The organism is Streptomyces sp. TLI_105 (genome assembly GCF_900105415.1).
In the GTDB taxonomy this organism is placed as follows: Bacteria; Actinomycetota; Actinomycetes; order Streptomycetales; family Streptomycetaceae; genus Streptomyces.
The window spans coordinates 6,758,340-6,777,483 of the sequence record NZ_FNSM01000001.1 but is presented as its reverse complement, the minus strand read 5'-3'; the positions used below and the strand labels follow the sequence as shown (position 1 = coordinate 6,777,483).

The following is a 19,144-nucleotide window of genomic DNA, read 5'->3' as shown; positions in this document are numbered from 1 at the left end:
CTGTCGGCGGCCCGACGGGCCGCGTTCATCCACCGGTGGCTCAGTGGCCACACGCCCACGCGGCGGAGGCGGTCGCGGCCTCGGCGCGGGCCCTGAGCGAGGCGACGGCCGCGGCCGGATCCGCCGCTCCGTACACCGCGGAACCCGCGACGAAGACGTCGGCGCCGGCCTCGGCGCACCGCTCGATCGTGGACTCGGCGACCCCGCCGTCGACCTGGAGCCACAGCTCCAGACCGTGCTTGGAGATCAGTTCCCGGGTCCGGCGGATCTTGGGGAGCATGATGTCGAGGAAGGCCTGACCGCCGAAGCCGGGCTCGACGGTCATGATGAGCAGCATGTCGAGCTCGGGGAGCAGGTCCTCGTACGGCTCGATGGGCGTGGCCGGCTTGAGCGCCATCGAGGCGCGCGCGCCCTTGGCCCGGATCTCCCGGGCGAGCCGGACCGGCGCCGCGGCGGCCTCGACGTGGAAGGTCACCGAGCCGGCGCCCGCCTCCACGTACTGCGGGGCCCAGCGGTCGGGGTCCTCGATCATCAGGTGGCAGTCGAGCGGGGTGTCCGTCGCACGGGCCAGCGACTCCACGATCGGGACGCCCAGCGTCAGGTTGGGGACGAAGTGGTTGTCCATCACGTCGACGTGCAGCCAGTCCGCGCCGCCGACGGCCTTCGCCTCATCGGCGAGCCGGGCGAAGTCCGCGGACAGGATGCTGGGGTTGATCTGCGCCATGAGCCAAGCCTCCCACGTTCTTGGGCACTTCTTTGCCGCTGAGCGGTTTCGGATCCGGTCCAGACCAATTTCGGTACGAAGCGACGAGTCCGGGACCCGTACAGACCGGGAGATTGCGGTCGGGCGATCGAACGGTCGGACGACCGGAACTCAGGCGGTCCGGCGCAGCAGCGCCAGATACATGGCGTCCGTACCGTGCAGATGCGGCCACAGCTGGACGTCCGGGCCGTCACCGAGCTCCGGGACGCCGGGCAGCAGCGGGCGGGCGTCGATCAGCTCGGCGCCGCCCACCTTCTTGAGGGCGTCGTCGACGACCACCCGGGTCTCGGCGAGGTGCGGCGAGCAGGTCGCGTACCCCACCACGCCCCCGACCCGCACCGCGCCGAGCGCCTCGGTGAGCAGGGCGCGCTGGAGCGGGCCGAAGCCGTCCAGGTCCTCGGGGCGGCGGCGCCAGCGGGCCTCGGGGCGGCGGCGCAGGGCGCCGAGGCCCGAGCACGGCACGTCCATGAGGACCCGGTCGAAGGAGCCGGGGCGCCACGGCGGGCGGGTGCCGTCGGCGGCGATCACCTGGTAGGGGCCGGGGTTGCCGGCGAGGGCGCGCTCGACGAGGCGGGCACGGTGCGGCTGCTTCTCGGAGGCGAGGAGCGTCGCGCCCCGCTCGGAGGCGAGCGCGGCGAGCAGCGCGGCCTTGCCGCCGGGTCCCGCGCAGCCGTCGAGCCAGCGGGTGTCGGAGCCCTCCAGGGGCGCGTCGGCGAGGGCGATCGCGACGAGCTGGCTGCCCTCGTCCTGGACGCCGGCCCGGCCCTCCTTGACCGCCTCGATGGCGCCGGGCTCGCCGCCCTCGGCCATCCGCAGGGCGTACGGCGACCAGCGGCCGGGCTCGGTCTCGGCCGTGGCGGCCAGCTCCTCGGTCGTGACCCGGCCGGGCCGGGCGACGAGGGTGACCTCGGGCCGCTCGTTGTCGGCCTCCAGCAGGCTCTCGATCCCCGCGCGGCCGCCGCCCAGGGCGTCCCACAGCGCGGAGACGACCCAGCGGGGGTGCGAGTGGACGACGGCGAGGTGGTCCTCGGCGTCCTCGTCGTACGGCGGGGCGACCTGCTCCACCCAGGCGTCGAGGTCCTGCTGCGAGATCTTCCGCAGCACGGCGTTCACGAACTTGGCGCGCCCGTCGCCGAGCACCACCCGGGCCAGCTCGACGCTGGCGGAGACGGCGGCGTGGGTCGGGATCCGGGTGCCCAGGAGCTGGTGGGCGCCGAGCGAGAGGACGTCGAGCACGGGCGGGTCGACCTCGCGCAGCGGCCGGTCGATGCAGGCCGAGATGATCGCGTCGTACGTGCCCTGGCGGCGCAGCGTCCCGTAGACGAGCTCGGTCGCCAGCGCCGCGTCCCGCCCGTCGAAGTCGCCCTTCTCCCGGGCCTTCCTGAGCAGCGGCGGCAGCACCAGGTTCGCGTAGGCGTCCCGCTCGTCCACCGCCCTCAGCGCCTCGAAGGCGAGCATCCGGACGGGGTCCTTCTGGGGCCGCCGGTAGGGCTTGTGGGGACGGCGACGTGCCTGCTCGCTCAAAGGTGCTCCGCGTGACGAAATGAGGGGTCGAACGCTCCCAGCCTACGTCTCCCGCGGAGCCGCCCGCGCCCCGCGCCCTACGCCCCCAGCCGCTCGCCCGGGGCGATCCGGACGCCCCGGGCCCAGTCGGCGGCCTTCATGGGCTTCTTGCCCTGGGGCTGGACCCAGAGCAGTTCCACGGCGTACGAGCCGGTGCCCGCGTACACGTTGTTCTTGCCGACGGAGAGCTCGCCCGGGGCGAGGTCGGTGCGGTCCGGGAGGGGGGTGACCTGGATCAGCTTGAGGCGTTCGCCGCGGAAGACGGTCCAGGCGCCGGGGGCCGGGGTGCAGCCGCGGACCACGCGGTCCACCCGGAGCGCCGGGGCGGCGAAGTCGACGTGGGCGTCCTCGACCTGGATCTTCGGGGCGAGGGTGACGCCCTCGACCGGCTGCGGGACGGCCTGGAGCGTGCCGTCCTCGATGCCGTCCATGGTCGCGGCGAGCAGTCCGGCGCCCGCGAAGGCGAGCCGGGTGAGCAGGTCGCCGCTGGTGTCGGTCGGGCGGACGTCCTCGGTGACGACGCCGTAGACCGGGCCGGAGTCGAGGCCCTCCTCGATGAGGAAGGTGGAGGCGCCCGTCACCTGGTCGCCGGCCATCAGGGAGTGCTGGACGGGCGCCGCGCCCCGCCAGGCGGGCAGCAGCGAGAAGTGCAGGTTGACCCAGCCGCGGGCGGGGATGTCGAGCGCGACCTTGGGCAGCAGCGCGCCGTACGCGACGACCGGGCAGCAGTCCGGCGCGATCTCCCGCAGCCGGGCGAGGAACTCCTCGTCGCGCGGCCTGGCCGGCTTCAGGACCTCGATGCCCGCCTCCTCGGCCCGCTGGGCGACCGGGCTGGCGACGAGCCGCCGGCCGCGCCCCGCCGGGGCGTCCGGCCGGGTGACCACGGCGGCCACCTCGTGCCGCCCGGAGGCGAGCAGGGCGTCCAGGGCGGGAACGGCGACCTCGGGGGTGCCTGCGAAGACGAGCTTCATGGGTGGCGACTGCCTGTCTCTCCGGGGGCGTTGCGGGCAGCGCACCAGTCTAGGCGGCTGGGGCGGAGGGGGCGTACGGGAGGACGAGCGCCCCGCGCATATGCGTGTACGCCCCCGCAGCGTGACCCAACTCCCGGTGGCGCGTTGGTCAAGAGAGATTGACCGAATCGGGTCGCTGTTCCCCCCTCCGCGACCCGCCCCCTTAAACGCCGGTTCGAGAGGCTTTCACATGGCCGACCACGCAACCCACGACGCCCAAGCCCGGGCAAGTCTGCATCTGTTGGTGCGGGACATCGAGCGGGTCCGGCGGCAGGTGGACGCACTGCGCACGCTCACGGCCCAGCTGGGCAATGTCTACCGCCCTCGCCGCTCCGGCCCGTCCACGGGCTTCGTCGTCTACGGGCGCGCGCCCGCCCCGACCGTACGCCTCGCCCAGGAGCTGCGGGACAGCGTCGAGACCCTGGTGACCGCGGCGGTCGACTTCGACCGCTCGCTCGGGTTCTCCTGGGACGCGGTGGGTTCCGCGCTCGGGGTCACCAAGCAGGCCGTCCACCGCCGCTACGGCGCCCGGCGCGCCCCCCAGCCGGGCGTGGCCGTGGACCAGGACCACTCGGTGGAGCCGGGCGTGGCCCGCGCGCTCCCCTCGGTCCCCGCCGCCCGTTCGATGCCGCCGCAGCCCACCTCGGGCAGCTCCGCCCTCCGCGAGGACCCGCGCCCTTCGGCCTTCCCCGGCCCGCGCAACGTCTGACCGCCGAGCGCCGCACGGCCGCCCGCCCCACCGGGGACGGGCGGCCGTGGCGTTCGTGGGGCCCCGTCAGCCGATGTCCGGCGGGTCCACGCGGATCCGCACCGGATCCCCGCCGCCCCGCGCGAGGCGCCCGGCCCGGGTCTGTTTGAGCGAGGTCGCGAGGGCCGCGCCGCTGCCCGGCGGGACCCTGACCAGGGCCCGTTCCCACTGCTCGCCCGGCGGCGGGTCGCCGGGCCTGCGGGGCCCGCCGGGGCGGACGACGGGCAGCGGCACGGGTCCGAGGACCTCGGCGTCGGCGGGGAGTCCGGCCGCCGCGAGGAAGCCCTCGACCGCTTCCGGCGGCCCGGTCACGGCGGCCATCCGGGAGACCGGCGGGAAGCCCAGCTCGGCCCGCTCGGCCAGCTCCCGCCGGGCGTGCCCGGCCGGGTCCCAGCGGACCAGCGCCTGGACGGGCCGGAGGGTCGGTTCGGCGACCACGACGACGGTGCCGCCCTCGGCCTGGCCGCGGACCAGCGCGGCCGCGTCGATCCAGCGGCGCAGCGCCTCCTCGCCCGCGCGCAGGTCGGGCCGGCCGAGCATGGCCCAGCCGTCGAGGAGCAGCGCGGCCGCGTAGCCGCCCTCGGCCACGGGTTCGGCTCCGGGGGTGGAGACGACGAGCGCGGGGCGTCCGGGCACGCTGTCCAGGACGTGGTCGCGTCCGGAGGTCCGTACCGGGACGGCGGGGAACGCCCGGCCGAGCTCCTCCGCGGTCCGCCGGGCCCCGACCACCTGGGCCCGCAGGCGGGTCGAGCCGCACTCCACGCAGTGCCAGTCGGGGGCGCCGCGGCCGCACCAGCCGCACCGCAGCTCCTGCTGCTCGGGGGCTTCCAGGGGTCCGGCGCAGTGCCGGCAGCGGGCGGGCGTGCGGCAGCGCTCGCAGGCCAGCCTCGGCACGTACCCCCGGCGGGGGACCTGGACGAGCACCGGCCCGGTCTTGAGGCCCTCCCGGACCACCTGCCAGGCGAGCGTGGGCAGTCGGGCGGCCCGCGCGGCCTCGTCGCGGGCGAGGTCGGTGTCGCCGACGGTCCGCACGAGCGGCGCGGCGGCCCGCACCTGGTCGCGCCCGGCCACGAGGGGCTGGGCCCAGCCGGACTCGACGAGCTGTGCGGCCTCGACGGTGCAGCTGGTGGAGCCGAGCAGGAAGGCGCACCGGTCGTGGGCGGCGCGCAGCAGCAGCACCTCGCGGGCGTGGGGCTGCGGGGCGTGCGGTTCGCTGTGGCTGCCGTCGCCGTCGTCCCAGATGACGGCGAGCCCCAGGTCCCGCACGGGCGCGAACATGGCCGCCCGGGTGCCGACGACGGCCCGCACGGCACCGCGCCGGACGGCGAGCCACTGCCCGTACCGCTTCTCGGGGCCCGCCTCGGCGGTGAGCAGCGCGTGCCGCCCCTCCCCCAGGACCTCGGTCAGCGCCGCGTCGACCCGGCCCGCGGCCCGCCCGTCGGGGACGACGACGAGCGCGCCGCGTCCGGAGGCGAGGGTGGCGGCGACGGCGCGGGCGATCTCCTGCGCCCAGTACGGCCCCGGCAGCGCGTTCCACACGGCGCGGGGCGTCCCGCCGCGCGCGAGGGAGTCCAGGAACGCCGGCCCTCGCTCGTACCGCGTCCAGCTCCCCGGCTCCGGCGCCCTCGGCGGCGGCAGCGGCGCGGGCGAGGGCCGGTCCTCCGCCTTGGCGCTGCGCGGCGGCACGGCGAGCTGGAGCACGTCGGCGAGGCTGCCCGCGTACCGGTCGGCGACGGCCCGGGCGAGGCCGAGCAGCTCGGGTCCGAGCACCGGCTCGGGCGAGACGACGTCGGCGAGCGCGGCCAGCGGCCCGGAGTAGTCCGATGTGGCCCGCCGCTCGACGAGGAACCCGTCGATGAGCCGCCCGCCCTCGCGCCGCCCGTTCTTGACCTGGTGGGCCCCCGCCCCGAACCGCACCCGCACCCGCACTCCGGGCCGGGCGGCCTCGTCCAGCTCCTCGGGGACCGCGTAGTCGAAGAACTGGTCGAGGTGGAGCGCCCCCTTGTTCACGACGACCCGCGCGACCGGCAGTTCCTTGGCCAGCGCGGCCCCCCGCCATGTCCGCGGCTTGGCCCGCGGCACCTTCGCCTTCCGGACGGTCTCCCGGATGAGCGCGAGCTGCTCGGGCTCGTCGGACTTCTCGTTCTCGCTGCTCACAGCCCCATACCTACCAGACGCCACCGACAGCCGGACATGACCGAAGCCCGGCGCCCCGCGAGGGGTACCGGGCTTCGGTCGCGTACGTCCGGGCCTAGAGGCCGGCGGCCTGCTTCAGGGCGTCCACGCGGTCCGTGCGCTCCCAGGTGAAGTCCGGCAGCTCACGGCCGAAGTGGCCGTAGGCGGCGGTCTGGGAGTAGATCGGGCGGAGCAGGTCGAGGTCGCGGATGATCGCGGCCGGGCGGAGGTCGAAGACCTCGCCGATGGCGTGCTCGATCTTCTCGGTCTCGACGGTGTGGGTGCCGAAGGTCTCGACGAAGAGGCCGACGGGCTCGGCCTTGCCGATCGCGTAGGCCACCTGGACCTCGCAGCGCGAGGCGAGGCCCGCGGCGACGACGTTCTTGGCGACCCAGCGCATGGCGTAGGCGGCCGAGCGGTCGACCTTGGACGGGTCCTTGCCGGAGAAGGCGCCGCCACCGTGCCGGGCCATGCCGCCGTAGGTGTCGATGATGATCTTGCGGCCGGTGAGGCCGGCGTCGCCCATCGGGCCGCCGATCTCGAAGCGGCCGGTCGGGTTCACGAGCAGGCGGTAGCCCTCGGTGTCGAGCTTGATGCCGTCCTCGACGAGCTGCCCCAAGACGTGCTCGACGACGAACTCGCGGATGTCGGGCGCGAGCAGCGACTCGAGGTCGATGTCCGAGGCGTGCTGCGAGGAGACGACGACCGTGTCGAGGCGGACGGCCTTGTCGCCGTCGTACTCGATGGTGACCTGGGTCTTGCCGTCGGGACGCAGGTACGGGATGGTCCCGTTCTTGCGGACCTCGGTGAGGCGGCGGGAGAGCCGGTGCGCGATGTGGATCGGCAGCGGCATCAGCTCGGGGGTCTCGTCCGACGCGTAGCCGAACATCAGGCCCTGGTCGCCGGCGCCCTGCTTGTCGAGCTCGTCCTCGTCGCCCTCGACCCGCTTCTCGTACGCGGTGTCCACGCCCTGGGCGATGTCCGGGGACTGGGATCCGATGGACACCGACACGCCGCAGGAGGCGCCGTCGAAGCCCTTCTTCGAGGAGTCGTAACCGATCTCGAGGATCTTGTTCCGGACGAGGGTCGGGATGTCCGCCCACGCCTTGGTGGTCACCTCACCGGCGACGTGCACCAGGCCGGTGGTGATCAGCGTCTCGACGGCGACGCGCGAGGTGGGGTCCTCGCGCAGCAGCGCGTCGAGAATGGTGTCGCTGATCTGGTCAGCGATCTTGTCGGGGTGGCCCTCGGTGACGGACTCCGAGGTGAACAGACGACGGGACACAACGCTCCCTGGGGTTGCAGCGGCTGCTGGCTACTCGTGACGCGGACCGGCAGGGGGCTGCGCCCCGCGACGTTCCACGAACAGTCTATCGGTCGTGGTCGTGCAATGGACCAGGTGTCTCGCCTGGCGAATGCCGGTGGACGGGCGGAACCGGCCTCCGGCAAGGCAGACCTGCCCACCCGGGTGGGGCGCAAATCACTCGTCAGGCGGTGTTTCGCGCCTCCTCGGGGGCCGGTTCGCGCCCCCCCTCAGCGGCGTGGCGCGGCGCCGGGGAGGCGGCGAGGATGCGTCAGGTCGCGGGGCGCAGCCGCGGCAGGACCAGGTCCCAGACCGTCTCGGCGAGCGCTTCCTTCGGCCCGTACGGTACGGGGGTCTCGGCGCCGTCCGACGCGAGGACGACGGCCTCGTTCTCCTCGGAGCCGAAGGTCTTCCGCTCCCCGACCTCGTTGACGACGAGGAGGTCGCAGCCCTTCCGGGCGAGCTTGGCGCGCCCGTTGGCGAGGACGTCGTCGGTCTCGGCGGCGAAACCGACGACCACCTGGCCGGGCAGGGCGCGGTCGGCGGACAGCTCGGCGAGGATGTCGGGGTTGCGGACGAGTTCGATCGTGGGCGCGCCCCCGTCGTCCGTCTTCTTGATCTTCCCCGGCGCGTAGACGGCCGGGCGGAAGTCGGCGACGGCGGCGGCCATCACGACCGCGTCGGCGTCGGCGGCCGCCTTGAGGACGGCCTCGCGGAGCTGGACGGCGGTGCCGACGTGGACCACGTCGACTCCGGCGGGGTCGGCGATGCCGGTGTTCGCCTCGACGAGGGTGACCCGGGCGCCGCGGGCGGCGGCGGCCTTCGCGAGGGCGTAGCCCTGCTTCCCCGAGGAGCGGTTGCCGAGGTAGCGGACGGGGTCGAGGGGCTCGCGGGTGCCGCCCGCGCTGACCACGACGTGACGTCCGGCGAGGTCGGGGGTGGTCACTCCGCGGGCGAGGATCCGTCGGCAGACCTCGAAGATCTCCCCCGGCTCGGGGAGCCGGCCCTTGCCGGTGTCGACGCCGGTGAGGCGGCCGACGGCCGGCTCGATGACGACGGCGCCGCGGCGGCGCAGGGTGGCCACGTTCTCCTGGGTCGCCGGGTGCTCCCACATCTCGGTGTGCATGGCGGGGGCGAAGACGACCGGACAGCGCGCGGTGAGCAGCGTGTTGGTGAGCAGGTCGTCCGCGAGCCCGTGGGCGGCCTTGGCGAGCATGTCGGCGGTGGCGGGGGCGACGACGACGAGGTCGGCGGCCTGGCCGATCCGCACGTGCGGGACCTCGTGGACGGACTCCCACACCTCGGTGGAGACCGGGTTGCCGGAGAGCGCGGACCAGGTGGCGGCGCCGACGAAGTGGAGGGCGGAGTCGGTGGGCACGACGCGCACGTCGTGGCCCGACTCGGTCAGCCGGCGCAGCAGCTCGCACGCCTTGTAGGCGGCGATGCCGCCGCTCACGCCCAGGACGACCTTCGGCTTGGCCACCACGCTCACTGTTGCTCCCCGCACTCGGATGCGTACGACTCCATGAGACACCACAGGCCCGGCGGATGTTCCGCCGGGCCTGTGGTGACAAGCGTTACAAGCGCTGTGTGCTTACTGCGCGGGGCCCTCGATGGCCTCGGACGTCAGCAGACCCGCGTTGATCTCGCGCAGGGCGATCGAGAGCGGCTTCTCGTGGACGTGGGTGTCGACGAGCGGACCCACGTACTCCAGCAGGCCCTCGCCGAGCTGGGAGTAGTACGCGTTGATCTGACGCGCGCGCTTGGCCGCGTAGATCACGAGGCTGTACTTCGAGTCCGTGGCCTCGAGCAGCTCGTCGATCGGCGGGTTGATGATGCCCTCGGGCGCGGTGATGGAAGAGGACACGCTCTACCTTCCGAAGATGGAAAAAAGATCAGACAACGTGCATCAACGTTAGCAGCTCGCGCGCGACGTCCTCGACGGAGGTGTTGACGAGGGTGGTGTCGAACTCCGACTCGGCGGCCAGCTCGACCTTCGCGGCCTCCAGTCGGCGCTCGATGACCTCGGCCGACTCGGTGCCGCGGCCGGTGAGCCGGCGGACCAGCTCCTCCCAGCTCGGCGGGGCCAGGAAGACCAGCTGGGACTCCGGCATGGAGTCCTTCACCTGGCGAGCGCCCTGGAGGTCGATCTCCAGGAGCACGGGCTCGCCGGCGTCAAGACGCTCGAGGACGGCGCCGCGGGGGGTGCCGTAGCGGTTGCCCGCGAACTCGGCCCACTCGAGGAGCTCACCGTTGGCGATCAGCTTGTCGAACTCGTCGTCCGCGACGAAGAAGTAGTGGACGCCGTGCTTCTCGCCGGGGCGGGGCTTCCGAGTCGTCGCCGACACCGAGAGCCAGACCTCGGGGTGGACCTTGCGCATATGAGCGACGACCGTGCTCTTGCCGACCCCTGAGGGGCCGGAGAGCACGGTCAGCCGCGGACGTACCTCTGCTGCCATGCAGCGATTATTCCAGCTTCACCGGCATGCCCGGGACGCATGTCCCGGATCGGAGGCCGGGCCGGCCGCCGGATCAGGCGCCGGTGCTGCCGAACTCGCGCTCCAGGGAGGCGATCTGGTTGGAGCCGAGACCACGGACGCGACGGCTCTCGGAGATGCCGAGGCGCTCCATGATCTGCTTGGCGCGGACCTTGCCGACGCCGGGCAGCGACTCGAGCAGCGCGGAGACCTTCATCTTGCCGATGACGTCGTTCTCCTGGCCGCTCTTGATGACCTCCTGGAGGGAGGCGCCGGAGTGCTTGAGTCGATTCTTGACCTCGGCCCGCTCCCGGCGAGCCGCGGCGGCCTTTTCGAGCGCGGCTGCGCGCTGTTCAGGGGTAAGGGGCGGAAGAGCCACGCCTACGTCACCTCGGATGTCGATCTGTCGGATACGGACCGGTGAGGAACCTGGACGCCCCACACCAGTGGAGCAACGATCAACGGAGTGGTCGTTGAACGCCTGCTCTGCCCCGGAGACTAGCGGCCGAGACCGCTCCAGTCAGCGAGAACAGCGGAAAAGTCCTGGTCAGCATCGACCGACCAGGACTTTTCCGGCATATTGACCCGGTTTTGAGCCAAGTTTTCGTCAAGGAGTGAGACGGCTCACCGTCGGGCGCCCCGTCCGCTCCGACCTGCGGATTGTCCGGGAGACGCGTCAGCCGGCGACGGCCGCGCGGATCTCGTCCGCGTAGCGGTGCGCCGAGTCCCGCAGGGCGGCCACGTCCGGGCCGTGGCGCAGGACCCCGCGGCTGACGTTCGGGACGACGTTGCCGACCGCCGCGCCGAAGACGGCCGGGAGGTCGGCGGGGGTCGCGCCCTGGGCGCCGATGCCGGGGGCGAGGAGCGGCCCGTTGATGTCCAGGTCGAAGGAGGACAGGTCGCCGAGGGTGGCGCCGACGACCGCGCCGAAGGAGCCCATCGGGGTCTCCCCCGCGTTCTCCTCGGCGAGGTGGGCGAGCATGGTCGCGCCGATGGTGCGGCCGTCCTCACGGACCGCCCGCTGGACCTCGGCGCCCTCCGGGTTGGAGGTGAGGGCCAGCACGAAGAGGCCGGCGCCGGACTCCCGGGCCAGGTCGACGGCGGGCTTCAGGGCGCCGTAGCCGAGGTACGGGGAGACCGTCAGCGCGTCGGAGAAGAGCGGGGAGTCCTTGCGCAGGAAGGTCTCCGCGTACGCGGCCATGGTGGAGCCGATGTCGCCGCGCTTGGCGTCCATGACGACCAGGCCGCCGGCCGCGCGCAGATCGGCGGTGGCGCGCTCCAGGACGGCGATGCCGCGCGAGCCGAAGCGCTCGAAGAAGGCGGACTGCGGCTTGAAGACGGCCACGGTCTCGGCGAGGGCCTCGACGACGGTGAAGGTGAAGCGCTCCAGGCCGGCGATGTCGTCGGTCAGGCCCCAGGAGTCCAGCAGGGCGGCGTGCGGGTCGATGCCGACGCAGAGGGGGCCGCGCTCGTCCATGGCGGAGCGCAGGCGGGTGCCGAAGGAGAGAGTCATCGCGTGGCCTTTCGGTTGTCGGCGCCGACGGCCTCGGCGAGGGTGGCGTACGGGGAGGCCGCGAGGCGCGCCGCGAGGCCCTTGCGGATCGCGCGGGCGTAGAACGGGCCCTCGTAGATGAAGGCGCTGTAGCCCTGGACGAGGGTGGCGCCGGCGAGGATGCGCTGCCAGGCGTCCTCGGCGTTCTCGATGCCGCCGACTCCCACCAGGACCAGGCGGTCGCCCACGCGCGCGTGGAGGCGGCGCAGGACGGCCAGGGAGCGCTCCTTGACGGGCGCGCCGGACAGGCCGCCGGTCTCCTTGACCAGCGCGGGGTCGGACTTCAGGCCGAGGCCCTCGCGCGCGATGGTGGTGTTGGTGGCGATGATGCCGTCGAGGCCGAGCTCCAGGGCGAGGTCGGCGACCGCGTCGACGTCCTCGTCGGCCAGGTCGGGGGCGATCTTGACCAGGAGGGGGACCCGGCGGTCGGTGACCGTGCGGTCGGCGGCCTCGCGGACGGCGATGAGCAGCGGGCGCAGGGACTCGGTGGCCTGGAGGTTGCGCAGCCCGGGGGTGTTCGGGGAGGAGACGTTGACGACGAGGTAGTCGGCGTGGGCGGCGAGGCGCTCGGTGGACTTCACGTAGTCGGCGGCGGCCTCGGCCTCGGGGACGACCTTGGTCTTGCCGATGTTGACGCCGACGACCGTCCTGAAGACGGGGTTGCGGGCGCCCAGGCGGGCGGCGACGGCGGCGGAGCCCTCGTTGTTGAAGCCCATGCGGTTGATCAGGGCGCGGTCCGGGACGAGCCGGAAGAGGCGCTTCTTGGGGTTGCCGGGCTGGGCCTCGCCGGTGACGGTGCCGATCTCGACGTGGTCGAAGCCGAGCATCGACATGCCGTCGATGGCGACGGCGTTCTTGTCGAAGCCGGCGGCGAGCCCGAAGGGGCCGTGCATGCGGAGGCCCAGGGCCTCGGTGCGCAGCTCCTTGTACCGGGGCGCGAGGACGGCGGCCACGAAGGTGCGCAGGACCGGGGTGCCGGCGGCGAGCCGGATCCAGCGGAAGGCCAGGTAGTGGGCCTTCTCGGGGTCCATCCGCTTGAAGAACAGGTTGAAGAAGAGCTTGTACATGCTGGTGGCTCCAGGTCATGACGAGGGGGACACCGCGGTCCTGCCGGTGTCCCCCTCCTCGTACGGGCTTGCTAGTCGCGGGCCGCGATCAGGTGCTCCGCGTGTTCCTGGAGCGAGCGGACGCCGACGTCGCCGTGGCCCAGCGCCTCGATGCCCTGGACGGCCGCGGCGAGCGCCTGGACCGTGGTGAGGCAGGGGACGCTGCGCGCCACCGCGGCCGTGCGGATCTCGTAGCCGTCGAGGCGGCCGCCGGTGCCGTACGGAGTGTTGACGATCAGGTCGACCTGGCCGTCGTGGATGAGCTGGACGATGGTCTTCTCGCCGTTCGGGCCCTCGCCCTCGCTGAGCTTGCGGACGACCGTGGCGTTGATGCCGTTCCGCTTGAGGACCTCGGCGGTGCCGGAGGTGGCGAGCAGCTCGAAGCCGTGGGCGACGAGCTCGCGGGCCGGGAAGATCATCGAGCGCTTGTCGCGGTTGGCGACCGAGATGAACGCGCGGCCCTTGGTGGGCAGCGGGCCGTAGGCGCCGGCCTGCGACTTGGCGTAGGCCGTGCCGAAGACCGCGTCGATGCCCATGACCTCGCCGGTGGAGCGCATCTCCGGGCCGAGGACGGTGTCGACGCCGCGGCCGTGCACGTCGCGGAAGCGCGACCACGGCATCACGGCCTCCTTGACGGAGATCGGCGCGTCGAGCGGCAGGGTGCCGCCGTCGCCGTTCTTCGGCAGCAGGCCCTCGGCGCGCAGCTCGGCGATGGTGGCGCCGAGCGAGATGCGGGCGGCGGCCTTCGCGAGCGGCACGGCGGTCGCCTTCGAGGTGAAGGGGACGGTCCGGGAGGCGCGCGGGTTCGCCTCGAGCACGTACAGGATGTCGCCGGCCATGGCGAACTGGATGTTGATCAGGCCGCGGACGCCGACGCCCTTGGCGATGGCCTCGGTGGAGGCGCGCAGGCGCTTGATGTCGAAGCCGCCGAGGGTGATCGGGGGCAGGGCGCAGGCCGAGTCGCCGGAGTGGATGCCGGCCTCCTCGATGTGCTCCATGACGCCGCCGAGGTAGAGCTCCTCGCCGTCGTAGAGCGCGTCGACGTCGATCTCGATGGCGTCGTCGAGGAAGCGGTCGACCAGGACCGGCCGGGTGGGGCTGATCTCGGTGGACTCGGCGATGTACGACTCCAGGCGGGCCTCGTCGTACACGATCTCCATGCCGCGGCCGCCGAGCACGTACGAGGGGCGTACGAGGACGGGGTAGCCGATCTCGTCGGCGATGGCCTTGGCGCCGGCGAAGGTGGTCGCGGTGCCGTGCTTCGGCGCGGGGAGCCCGGCCTCGGCGAGGACGCGGCCGAAGGCGCCGCGGTCCTCGGCGGCGTGGATGGCCTCCGGGGAGGTGCCGACGACCGGCACGCCGTTGTCCTTGAGCGCCTGCGACAGGCCCAGCGGGGTCTGGCCGCCGAGCTGGACGACGACACCGGCGACGGGGCCGGCGAGGGTCTCGGCGTGGACGATCTCCAGCACGTCTTCCAGCGTCAGCGGCTCGAAGTACAGGCGGTCGGAGGTGTCGTAGTCCGTCGAGACGGTCTCCGGGTTGCAGTTGACCATCACGGTCTCGTAGCCGGCGTCGCTCAGGGCGAAGGAGGCGTGGACGCAGGAGTAGTCGAACTCGATGCCCTGGCCGATGCGGTTCGGGCCGGAGCCCAGGATGATCACCGCGGGCTTCTCGCGCGGGGCGACCTCGGACTCCTCGTCGTAGGACGAGTAGAAGTACGGGGTCTTGGCGGCGAACTCGGCGGCGCAGGTGTCGACCGTCTTGTAGACCGGGCGGACGCCGAGGGCGTGCCGGACCTCGCGGACGACGTCCTCGCGCAGGCCGCGGATCTCGGCGATCTGGACGTCGGAGAAGCCGTGGCGCTTGGCCTCGGCGAGCAGCTCGGGCTCGAGCTTCTCGGCGGCGGCCAGGTCGTCGGCGATCTCCTTGATCAGGAAGAGCTGGTCGACGAACCACGGGTCGATCTTGGTGGCGTCGAAGACCTCCTGCGGGGTGGCGCCCGCGCGGATGGCCTGCATGACCGTGTTGATGCGGCCGTCGGTCGGACGGACCGACTCGCGGAGCAGTTCGGCCTTGTCGCCGGGCTCGCCGGTGAAGGTGAACTGCGAGCCCTTCTTCTCCAGGGAGCGCAGGGCCTTCTGGAGGGCCTCGGTGAAGTTGCGGCCGATGGCCATGGCCTCGCCGACCGACTTCATGGTGGTGGTGAGGGTGGAGTCGGCCTGCGGGAACTTCTCGAAGGCGAAGCGCGGGGCCTTGACGACGACATAGTCGAGCGTGGGCTCGAAGGACGCCGGGGTCTTCTCCGTGATGTCGTTCGGGATCTCGTCCAGCGTGTAGCCGACGGCGAGACGGGCCGCGATCTTGGCGATGGGGAAGCCGGTCGCCTTGGAGGCGAGCGCCGAGGAGCGGGAGACGCGCGGGTTCATCTCGATCACGATGATCCGGCCGTCGTCCGGGTTGACCGCGAACTGGATGTTGCAGCCGCCGGTGTCGACGCCGACCTCGCGGATGATCGCGATGCCGATGTCGCGCAGGCGCTGGTACTCGCGGTCGGTGAGCGTCATCGCCGGGGCGACGGTGATCGAGTCGCCGGTGTGGACGCCCATCGGGTCGAAGTTCTCGATGGAGCAGACGACCACGACGTTGTCGTTCTTGTCGCGCATGAGCTCCAGCTCGTACTCCTTCCAGCCGAGGATGGACTCCTCCAGGAGCACCTCGGTGGTCGGGGAGAGCGTCAGGCCCTGGCCGGCGATGCGGCGCAGCTCCTCCTCGTCGTGGGCGAAGCCGGAGCCGGCGCCGCCCATGGTGAAGGAGGGGCGGACGACGACGGGGTAGCCGCCGAGCGTCTCGACGCCCTTGAGGACGTCGTCCATGGTGTGGCAGATGACGGAGCGGGCGGACTCGCCGTATCCGATCTTGGCCTTGACGGCCTCGACGACGCCCTTGAAGAGGTCGCGGTCCTCGCCCTTGTTGATGGCCTCGACGTTGGCGCCGATGAGCTCGACGCCGTACTTCTCGAGGACGCCCTGCTCGTGCATGGAGATCGCGGTGTTGAGCGCGGTCTGGCCGCCGAGGGTGGGCAGGAGGGCGTCCGGGCGCTCCTTGGCGATGATCTTCTCGACGAACTCGGGGGTGATCGGCTCGACGTAGGTGGCGTCGGCGATCTCCGGGTCGGTCATGATCGTGGCCGGGTTGGAGTTGACCAGGATCACCCGCAGGCCCTCGGCCTTGAGGATGCGGCAGGCCTGGGTGCCGGAGTAGTCGAACTCTGCGGCCTGGCCGATGACGATCGGGCCGGAGCCGATGACCAGGACGGACTGGATATCGGTGCGCTTAGGCACGCTCGGCCTCCATCAGGGATACGAAGCGGTCGAAGAGGTACGCGGCGTCGTGCGGGCCCGCGGCCGCCTCGGGGTGGTACTGGACGGAGAAGGCCGGCTGGTCGAGCAGCTGGAGGCCTTCCACGACGTTGTCGTTCAGGCAGACGTGGGAGACCTCGACCCGCCCGAAGGGGGTCTCGGAGACCTTGTCGAGGGGCGCGTCGACGGCGAAGCCGTGGTTGTGCGCGGTGACCTCGACCTTGCCGGTGGTGCGGTCCTGGACCGGCTGGTTGATGCCGCGGTGGCCGTACTTCAGCTTGTAGGTGCCGAAGCCGAGGGCGCGGCCGAGGATCTGGTTGCCGAAGCAGATGCCGAACAGGGGCGTCTTGCGCTCCAGGACGGCCTGCATGACGGAGACGGGTCCGTCGGCGGTGGCCGGGTCGCCGGGGCCGTTGGAGAAGAACACGCCGTCGGGCTGGACCGCGTAGATGTCCTCGGCGGTGGCGGTGGCGGGCAGGACGTGGACCTCGATGCCGCGCTCGGCCATCCGGTGCGGGGTCATGCCCTTGATGCCGAGGTCGACGGCGGCGACGGTGAACTTCGCGGCGCCGATCGGGACGGCTTCGCCGTCGGGGCCGATCGCGGGGACGACGTACGTCTCCTGGGTGGCGACCTCGGCGGAGAGGTTCGCGCCCTTCATCTCGGGCTGCTGGCGGACCTCGGCGAGCATGGTGCCCTCGTCGGGGAGCGCGCTGCCGGAGAAGATGCCGACGCGCATGGCGCCGCTCTCGCGCAGGTGGCGGGTGAGGGCGCGGGTGTCGATGCCCTGGATGCCGACGACGCCCTGGTTGCGCAGCTCCTCGTCCAGCGAGCGCCGGGAGCGCCAGTTGGACGAGACGCGGGCGGGGTCGCGGACGACGTAGCCGGAGACCCAGATGCGGCCGGACTCGGGGTCCTCGTCGTTGACGCCGGTGTTGCCGACGTGGGGGGCGGTCATGACCACGACCTGGCGGTGGTACGACGGGTCGGTGAGGGTCTCCTGGTAGCCGGTCATGCCGGTGGAGAACACGGCCTCGCCGAAGGTCTCCCCCACGGCCCCGTAGGCGCGGCCGCGGAAGATGCGGCCGTCCTCCAGGACGAGTACGGCGGGAGTCTTGGCGGCTCCCCTGGTGGAGGTCGTCATCGTGCGATGCCTTCCGTCGTGGTGGATACGGCGTTCATGGAGTTGAGGGCCTCGACCCAGGCGGTGTGCTCGGCCGCCCGGTCGGAGCGGAAGCCGGAGTCGAGCAGCTTGCCGCCGTGCTCCCAGGTGACGATCAGGAGCCCGCCCTCGGCGAGGACCTTGCCGGCGATGCCCTTGTCGAGGCGGGCGCCGCGCAGGGCGGTGGCCGGTACGAAGAAGTCGTTCGCCCCGGGGCGTACGACCTCGATCCCGGCGTCGGTGAGCGTGAGCTCGACGCGGCTGCGGGTGCCGAGGCCGTGGGCGACGATCCGGTCGAGCCACTGCCCGGCGGTCGTGGACCCGTGGTAGCGCCCGCTGAGAGTCAGTGTCGCCTCACCGGCCGGCTCCGGCATTCCGGGCTGCGGCGGCTTGCCGCCTCCGTTGAGGGTGGTGGTGGGAGACGGGCGGGCGGGGAGTGCGGGGAGGTCGGACTGGAGGCTGCCGCGCCACTTCCATCCCTGGCGCATGAGCCAGTACACGAAGGTGACGAAGAGGAGCAGTCCGGCGACCCAGCCGAGCCGCCCGGCCCAGTCGGTCACCTCCGCCGACTTCTGCTCGGCAGCCTCTGCGGCGATTGCGATGAGTGGTGTCACGCCAGCTTCCCGTCCACGACCGTTGCCCGGCCCCGCAGGAAGGTGTGGGTGACGCGTCCCGGCAGCTCACGGCCCTCGTAGGGGGTGTTGCGGCTGCGGGAGGCGAAGTCCGCGGGGTCCACGACACCACGGTAAGCCGGATCGACCAGCGTCAGGTTCGCGGGCTCACCTGCCGAGACGGGGCGTCCGTGGCCCTGGGCCCGTCCGATGCGGGCGGGCGCGAAGGACATCCGGTCGGCGACGCCGGCCCAGTCGAGGAGGCCGGTCTCGACCATCGTCTGCTGGACGACGGAGAGGGCGGTCTCCAGGCCGACCATGCCCATGGCGGCCGCGGCCCACTCGCAGTCCTTGTCCTCGTGCGGGTGCGGGGCGTGGTCGGTGGCGACGATGTCGATCGTGCCGTCGGCCAGCGCCTCGCGCAGGGCGAGGACGTCCTTCTCGGTGCGCAGCGGCGGGTTGACCTTGTAGACCGGGTTGTACGAGCGGACCAGCTCGTCCGTGAGGAGGAGGTGGTGCGGGGTGACCTCGGCGGTGACGTCGATGCCGCGGGACTTGGCCCAGCGGACGATCTCGACGGAGCCGGCGGTGGAGAGGTGGCAGATGTGGACGCGGGAGCCGACGTGCTCGGCGAGGAGGACGTCGCGGGCGATGATCGACTCCTCGGCGACGGCGGGCCAGCCGCCGAGGCCGAGCTCGGCGGAGACGACGCCCTCGTTCATCTGGGCGCCCTCCGTGAGGCGGGGCTCCTGGGCGTGCTGGGCGACGACGCCGCCGAAGGCCTTCACGTACTCCAAGGCGCGGCGCATGATCACGGCGTCGTCGACGCACTTGCCGTCGTCGGAGAAGACGGTGACGCCGGCGGCGGAGTCGTGCATGGCGCCGAGCTCGGCGAGCTTCTTGCCCTCCAGGCCGACGGTGACGGCGCCGATGGGCTGGACGTCGCAGTAGCCGGACTCCTTGCCGAGGCGGTAGACCTGCTCGACGACGCCGGCGGTGTCGGCGACCGGGTGGGTGTTGGCCATGGCGAAGACGGCGGTGTAGCCGCCGGAGGCGGCGGCGCGGGTGCCGGTGAGGACGGTCTCGGAGTCCTCGCGGCCGGGCTCGCGCAGGTGCGTGTGGAGGTCGACCAGGCCGGGCAGCAGGATCTGGCCGTCGGCCTCGATCACGGTCGCGCCCTCGGCGGAGAGGCCGGTCCCACTCCAGTCGATTTCGCCCTGCCGGGCGGTGGCGGCGATGGTCTCGCCGTTGATGAGGACGTCCTGGACGTCGCCGCCGAGGACCTTCGCACCGCGGATAAGGATCTTGCTCATGG

The 19,144-nt window shown here is 72.7% G+C and carries 16 protein-coding genes; 1 reads left to right on the top strand and 15 read right to left on the bottom strand.

The features are described from left to right. Positions 1-40 precede the first annotated feature (40 nt). The 3 genes from rpe to fmt form a co-directional block, all read right to left on the bottom strand. Positions 41-724, bottom strand: coding sequence for a ribulose-phosphate 3-epimerase (gene rpe / locus BLW86_RS31045; protein WP_041128223.1), 684 nt, complete (start codon positions 722-724; stop codon positions 41-43). 150 nt (positions 725-874) lie between these two features. Then, the gene (locus BLW86_RS31040) at positions 875-2,287 is read right to left on the bottom strand and encodes an RsmB/NOP family class I SAM-dependent RNA methyltransferase (RefSeq protein WP_093877103.1); all 1,413 of its coding nucleotides are present in this window, start codon (positions 2,285-2,287) and stop codon (positions 875-877) included. Positions 2,288-2,364: 77 nt separating this feature from the next. Continuing rightward, positions 2,365-3,297, bottom strand: coding sequence for a methionyl-tRNA formyltransferase (gene fmt / locus BLW86_RS31035; protein ID WP_093877102.1), 933 nt, complete (start codon positions 3,295-3,297; stop codon positions 2,365-2,367). Between the two features lie 229 nt (positions 3,298-3,526). Here fmt and BLW86_RS31030 point away from each other — a divergent pair, with 229 nt between their 5' ends. Further along, entirely contained in the window at positions 3,527-4,045 is a 519-nt protein-coding gene (locus BLW86_RS31030; RefSeq protein WP_093877101.1) for a hypothetical protein, read from the top strand. Positions 4,046-4,111: 66 nt separating this feature from the next. Here the strand turns inward: BLW86_RS31030 and BLW86_RS31025 are convergent, their stop codons facing one another. The 12 genes from BLW86_RS31025 to BLW86_RS30970 form a co-directional block, all read right to left on the bottom strand. After that, positions 4,112-6,241 (bottom strand): primosomal protein N', encoded by a 2,130-nt coding sequence (locus BLW86_RS31025; RefSeq protein ID WP_093877100.1) that lies wholly within the window; start codon positions 6,239-6,241, stop codon positions 4,112-4,114. A 94-nt stretch (positions 6,242-6,335) separates the two neighbouring features. After that, positions 6,336-7,544: a methionine adenosyltransferase gene (gene metK / locus BLW86_RS31020; protein ID WP_093877099.1), complete on the bottom strand. Its 1,209-nt coding sequence runs from the start codon at positions 7,542-7,544 to the stop codon at positions 6,336-6,338. Positions 7,545-7,833: 289 nt separating this feature from the next. Continuing rightward, positions 7,834-9,045, bottom strand: coding sequence for a bifunctional phosphopantothenoylcysteine decarboxylase/phosphopantothenate--cysteine ligase CoaBC (gene coaBC, locus BLW86_RS31015; protein ID WP_177181795.1), 1,212 nt, complete (start codon positions 9,043-9,045; stop codon positions 7,834-7,836). 111 nt (positions 9,046-9,156) lie between these two features. Next, positions 9,157-9,429 (bottom strand): DNA-directed RNA polymerase subunit omega, encoded by a 273-nt coding sequence (rpoZ, locus tag BLW86_RS31010; RefSeq protein ID WP_005319902.1) that lies wholly within the window; start codon positions 9,427-9,429, stop codon positions 9,157-9,159. 28 nt (positions 9,430-9,457) lie between these two features. Continuing rightward, the gene (gene gmk, locus BLW86_RS31005; protein WP_093877097.1) at positions 9,458-10,021 is read right to left on the bottom strand and encodes a guanylate kinase; all 564 of its coding nucleotides are present in this window, start codon (positions 10,019-10,021) and stop codon (positions 9,458-9,460) included. Positions 10,022-10,094: 73 nt separating this feature from the next. Further along, positions 10,095-10,418, bottom strand: coding sequence for an integration host factor (locus tag BLW86_RS31000; RefSeq protein WP_093877096.1), 324 nt, complete (start codon positions 10,416-10,418; stop codon positions 10,095-10,097). A gap of 297 nt (positions 10,419-10,715) precedes the next feature. Continuing rightward, positions 10,716-11,552 (bottom strand): orotidine-5'-phosphate decarboxylase, encoded by an 837-nt coding sequence (gene pyrF, locus BLW86_RS30995; protein ID WP_093877095.1) that lies wholly within the window; start codon positions 11,550-11,552, stop codon positions 10,716-10,718. Then, the gene (locus BLW86_RS30990; RefSeq protein WP_093877094.1) at positions 11,549-12,658 is read right to left on the bottom strand and encodes a quinone-dependent dihydroorotate dehydrogenase; all 1,110 of its coding nucleotides are present in this window, start codon (positions 12,656-12,658) and stop codon (positions 11,549-11,551) included. The genes pyrF and BLW86_RS30990 overlap by 4 nt, the downstream gene beginning before the upstream one ends. Before the next feature lie 71 nt (positions 12,659-12,729). Continuing rightward, a complete protein-coding gene (gene carB, locus BLW86_RS30985; RefSeq protein WP_093877093.1) occupies positions 12,730-16,038 on the bottom strand; it encodes a carbamoyl-phosphate synthase large subunit in 3,309 nt (1,102 codons plus the stop codon). Then, positions 16,031-17,200: a glutamine-hydrolyzing carbamoyl-phosphate synthase small subunit gene (gene carA, locus BLW86_RS30980; protein ID WP_093877092.1), complete on the bottom strand. Its 1,170-nt coding sequence runs from the start codon at positions 17,198-17,200 to the stop codon at positions 16,031-16,033. Before carA ends, carB begins: the two co-directional genes overlap by 8 nt. Beyond that, on the bottom strand, positions 17,197-17,832 hold the full coding sequence (locus BLW86_RS30975) for a PH-like domain-containing protein (protein ID WP_093877091.1): 636 nt from the start codon (positions 17,830-17,832) through the stop codon (positions 17,197-17,199). Before BLW86_RS30975 ends, carA begins: the two co-directional genes overlap by 4 nt. After that, entirely contained in the window at positions 17,829-19,142 is a 1,314-nt protein-coding gene (locus BLW86_RS30970; RefSeq protein WP_093877090.1) for a dihydroorotase, read from the bottom strand. Before BLW86_RS30970 ends, BLW86_RS30975 begins: the two co-directional genes overlap by 4 nt. Positions 19,143-19,144 lie beyond the last annotated feature (2 nt).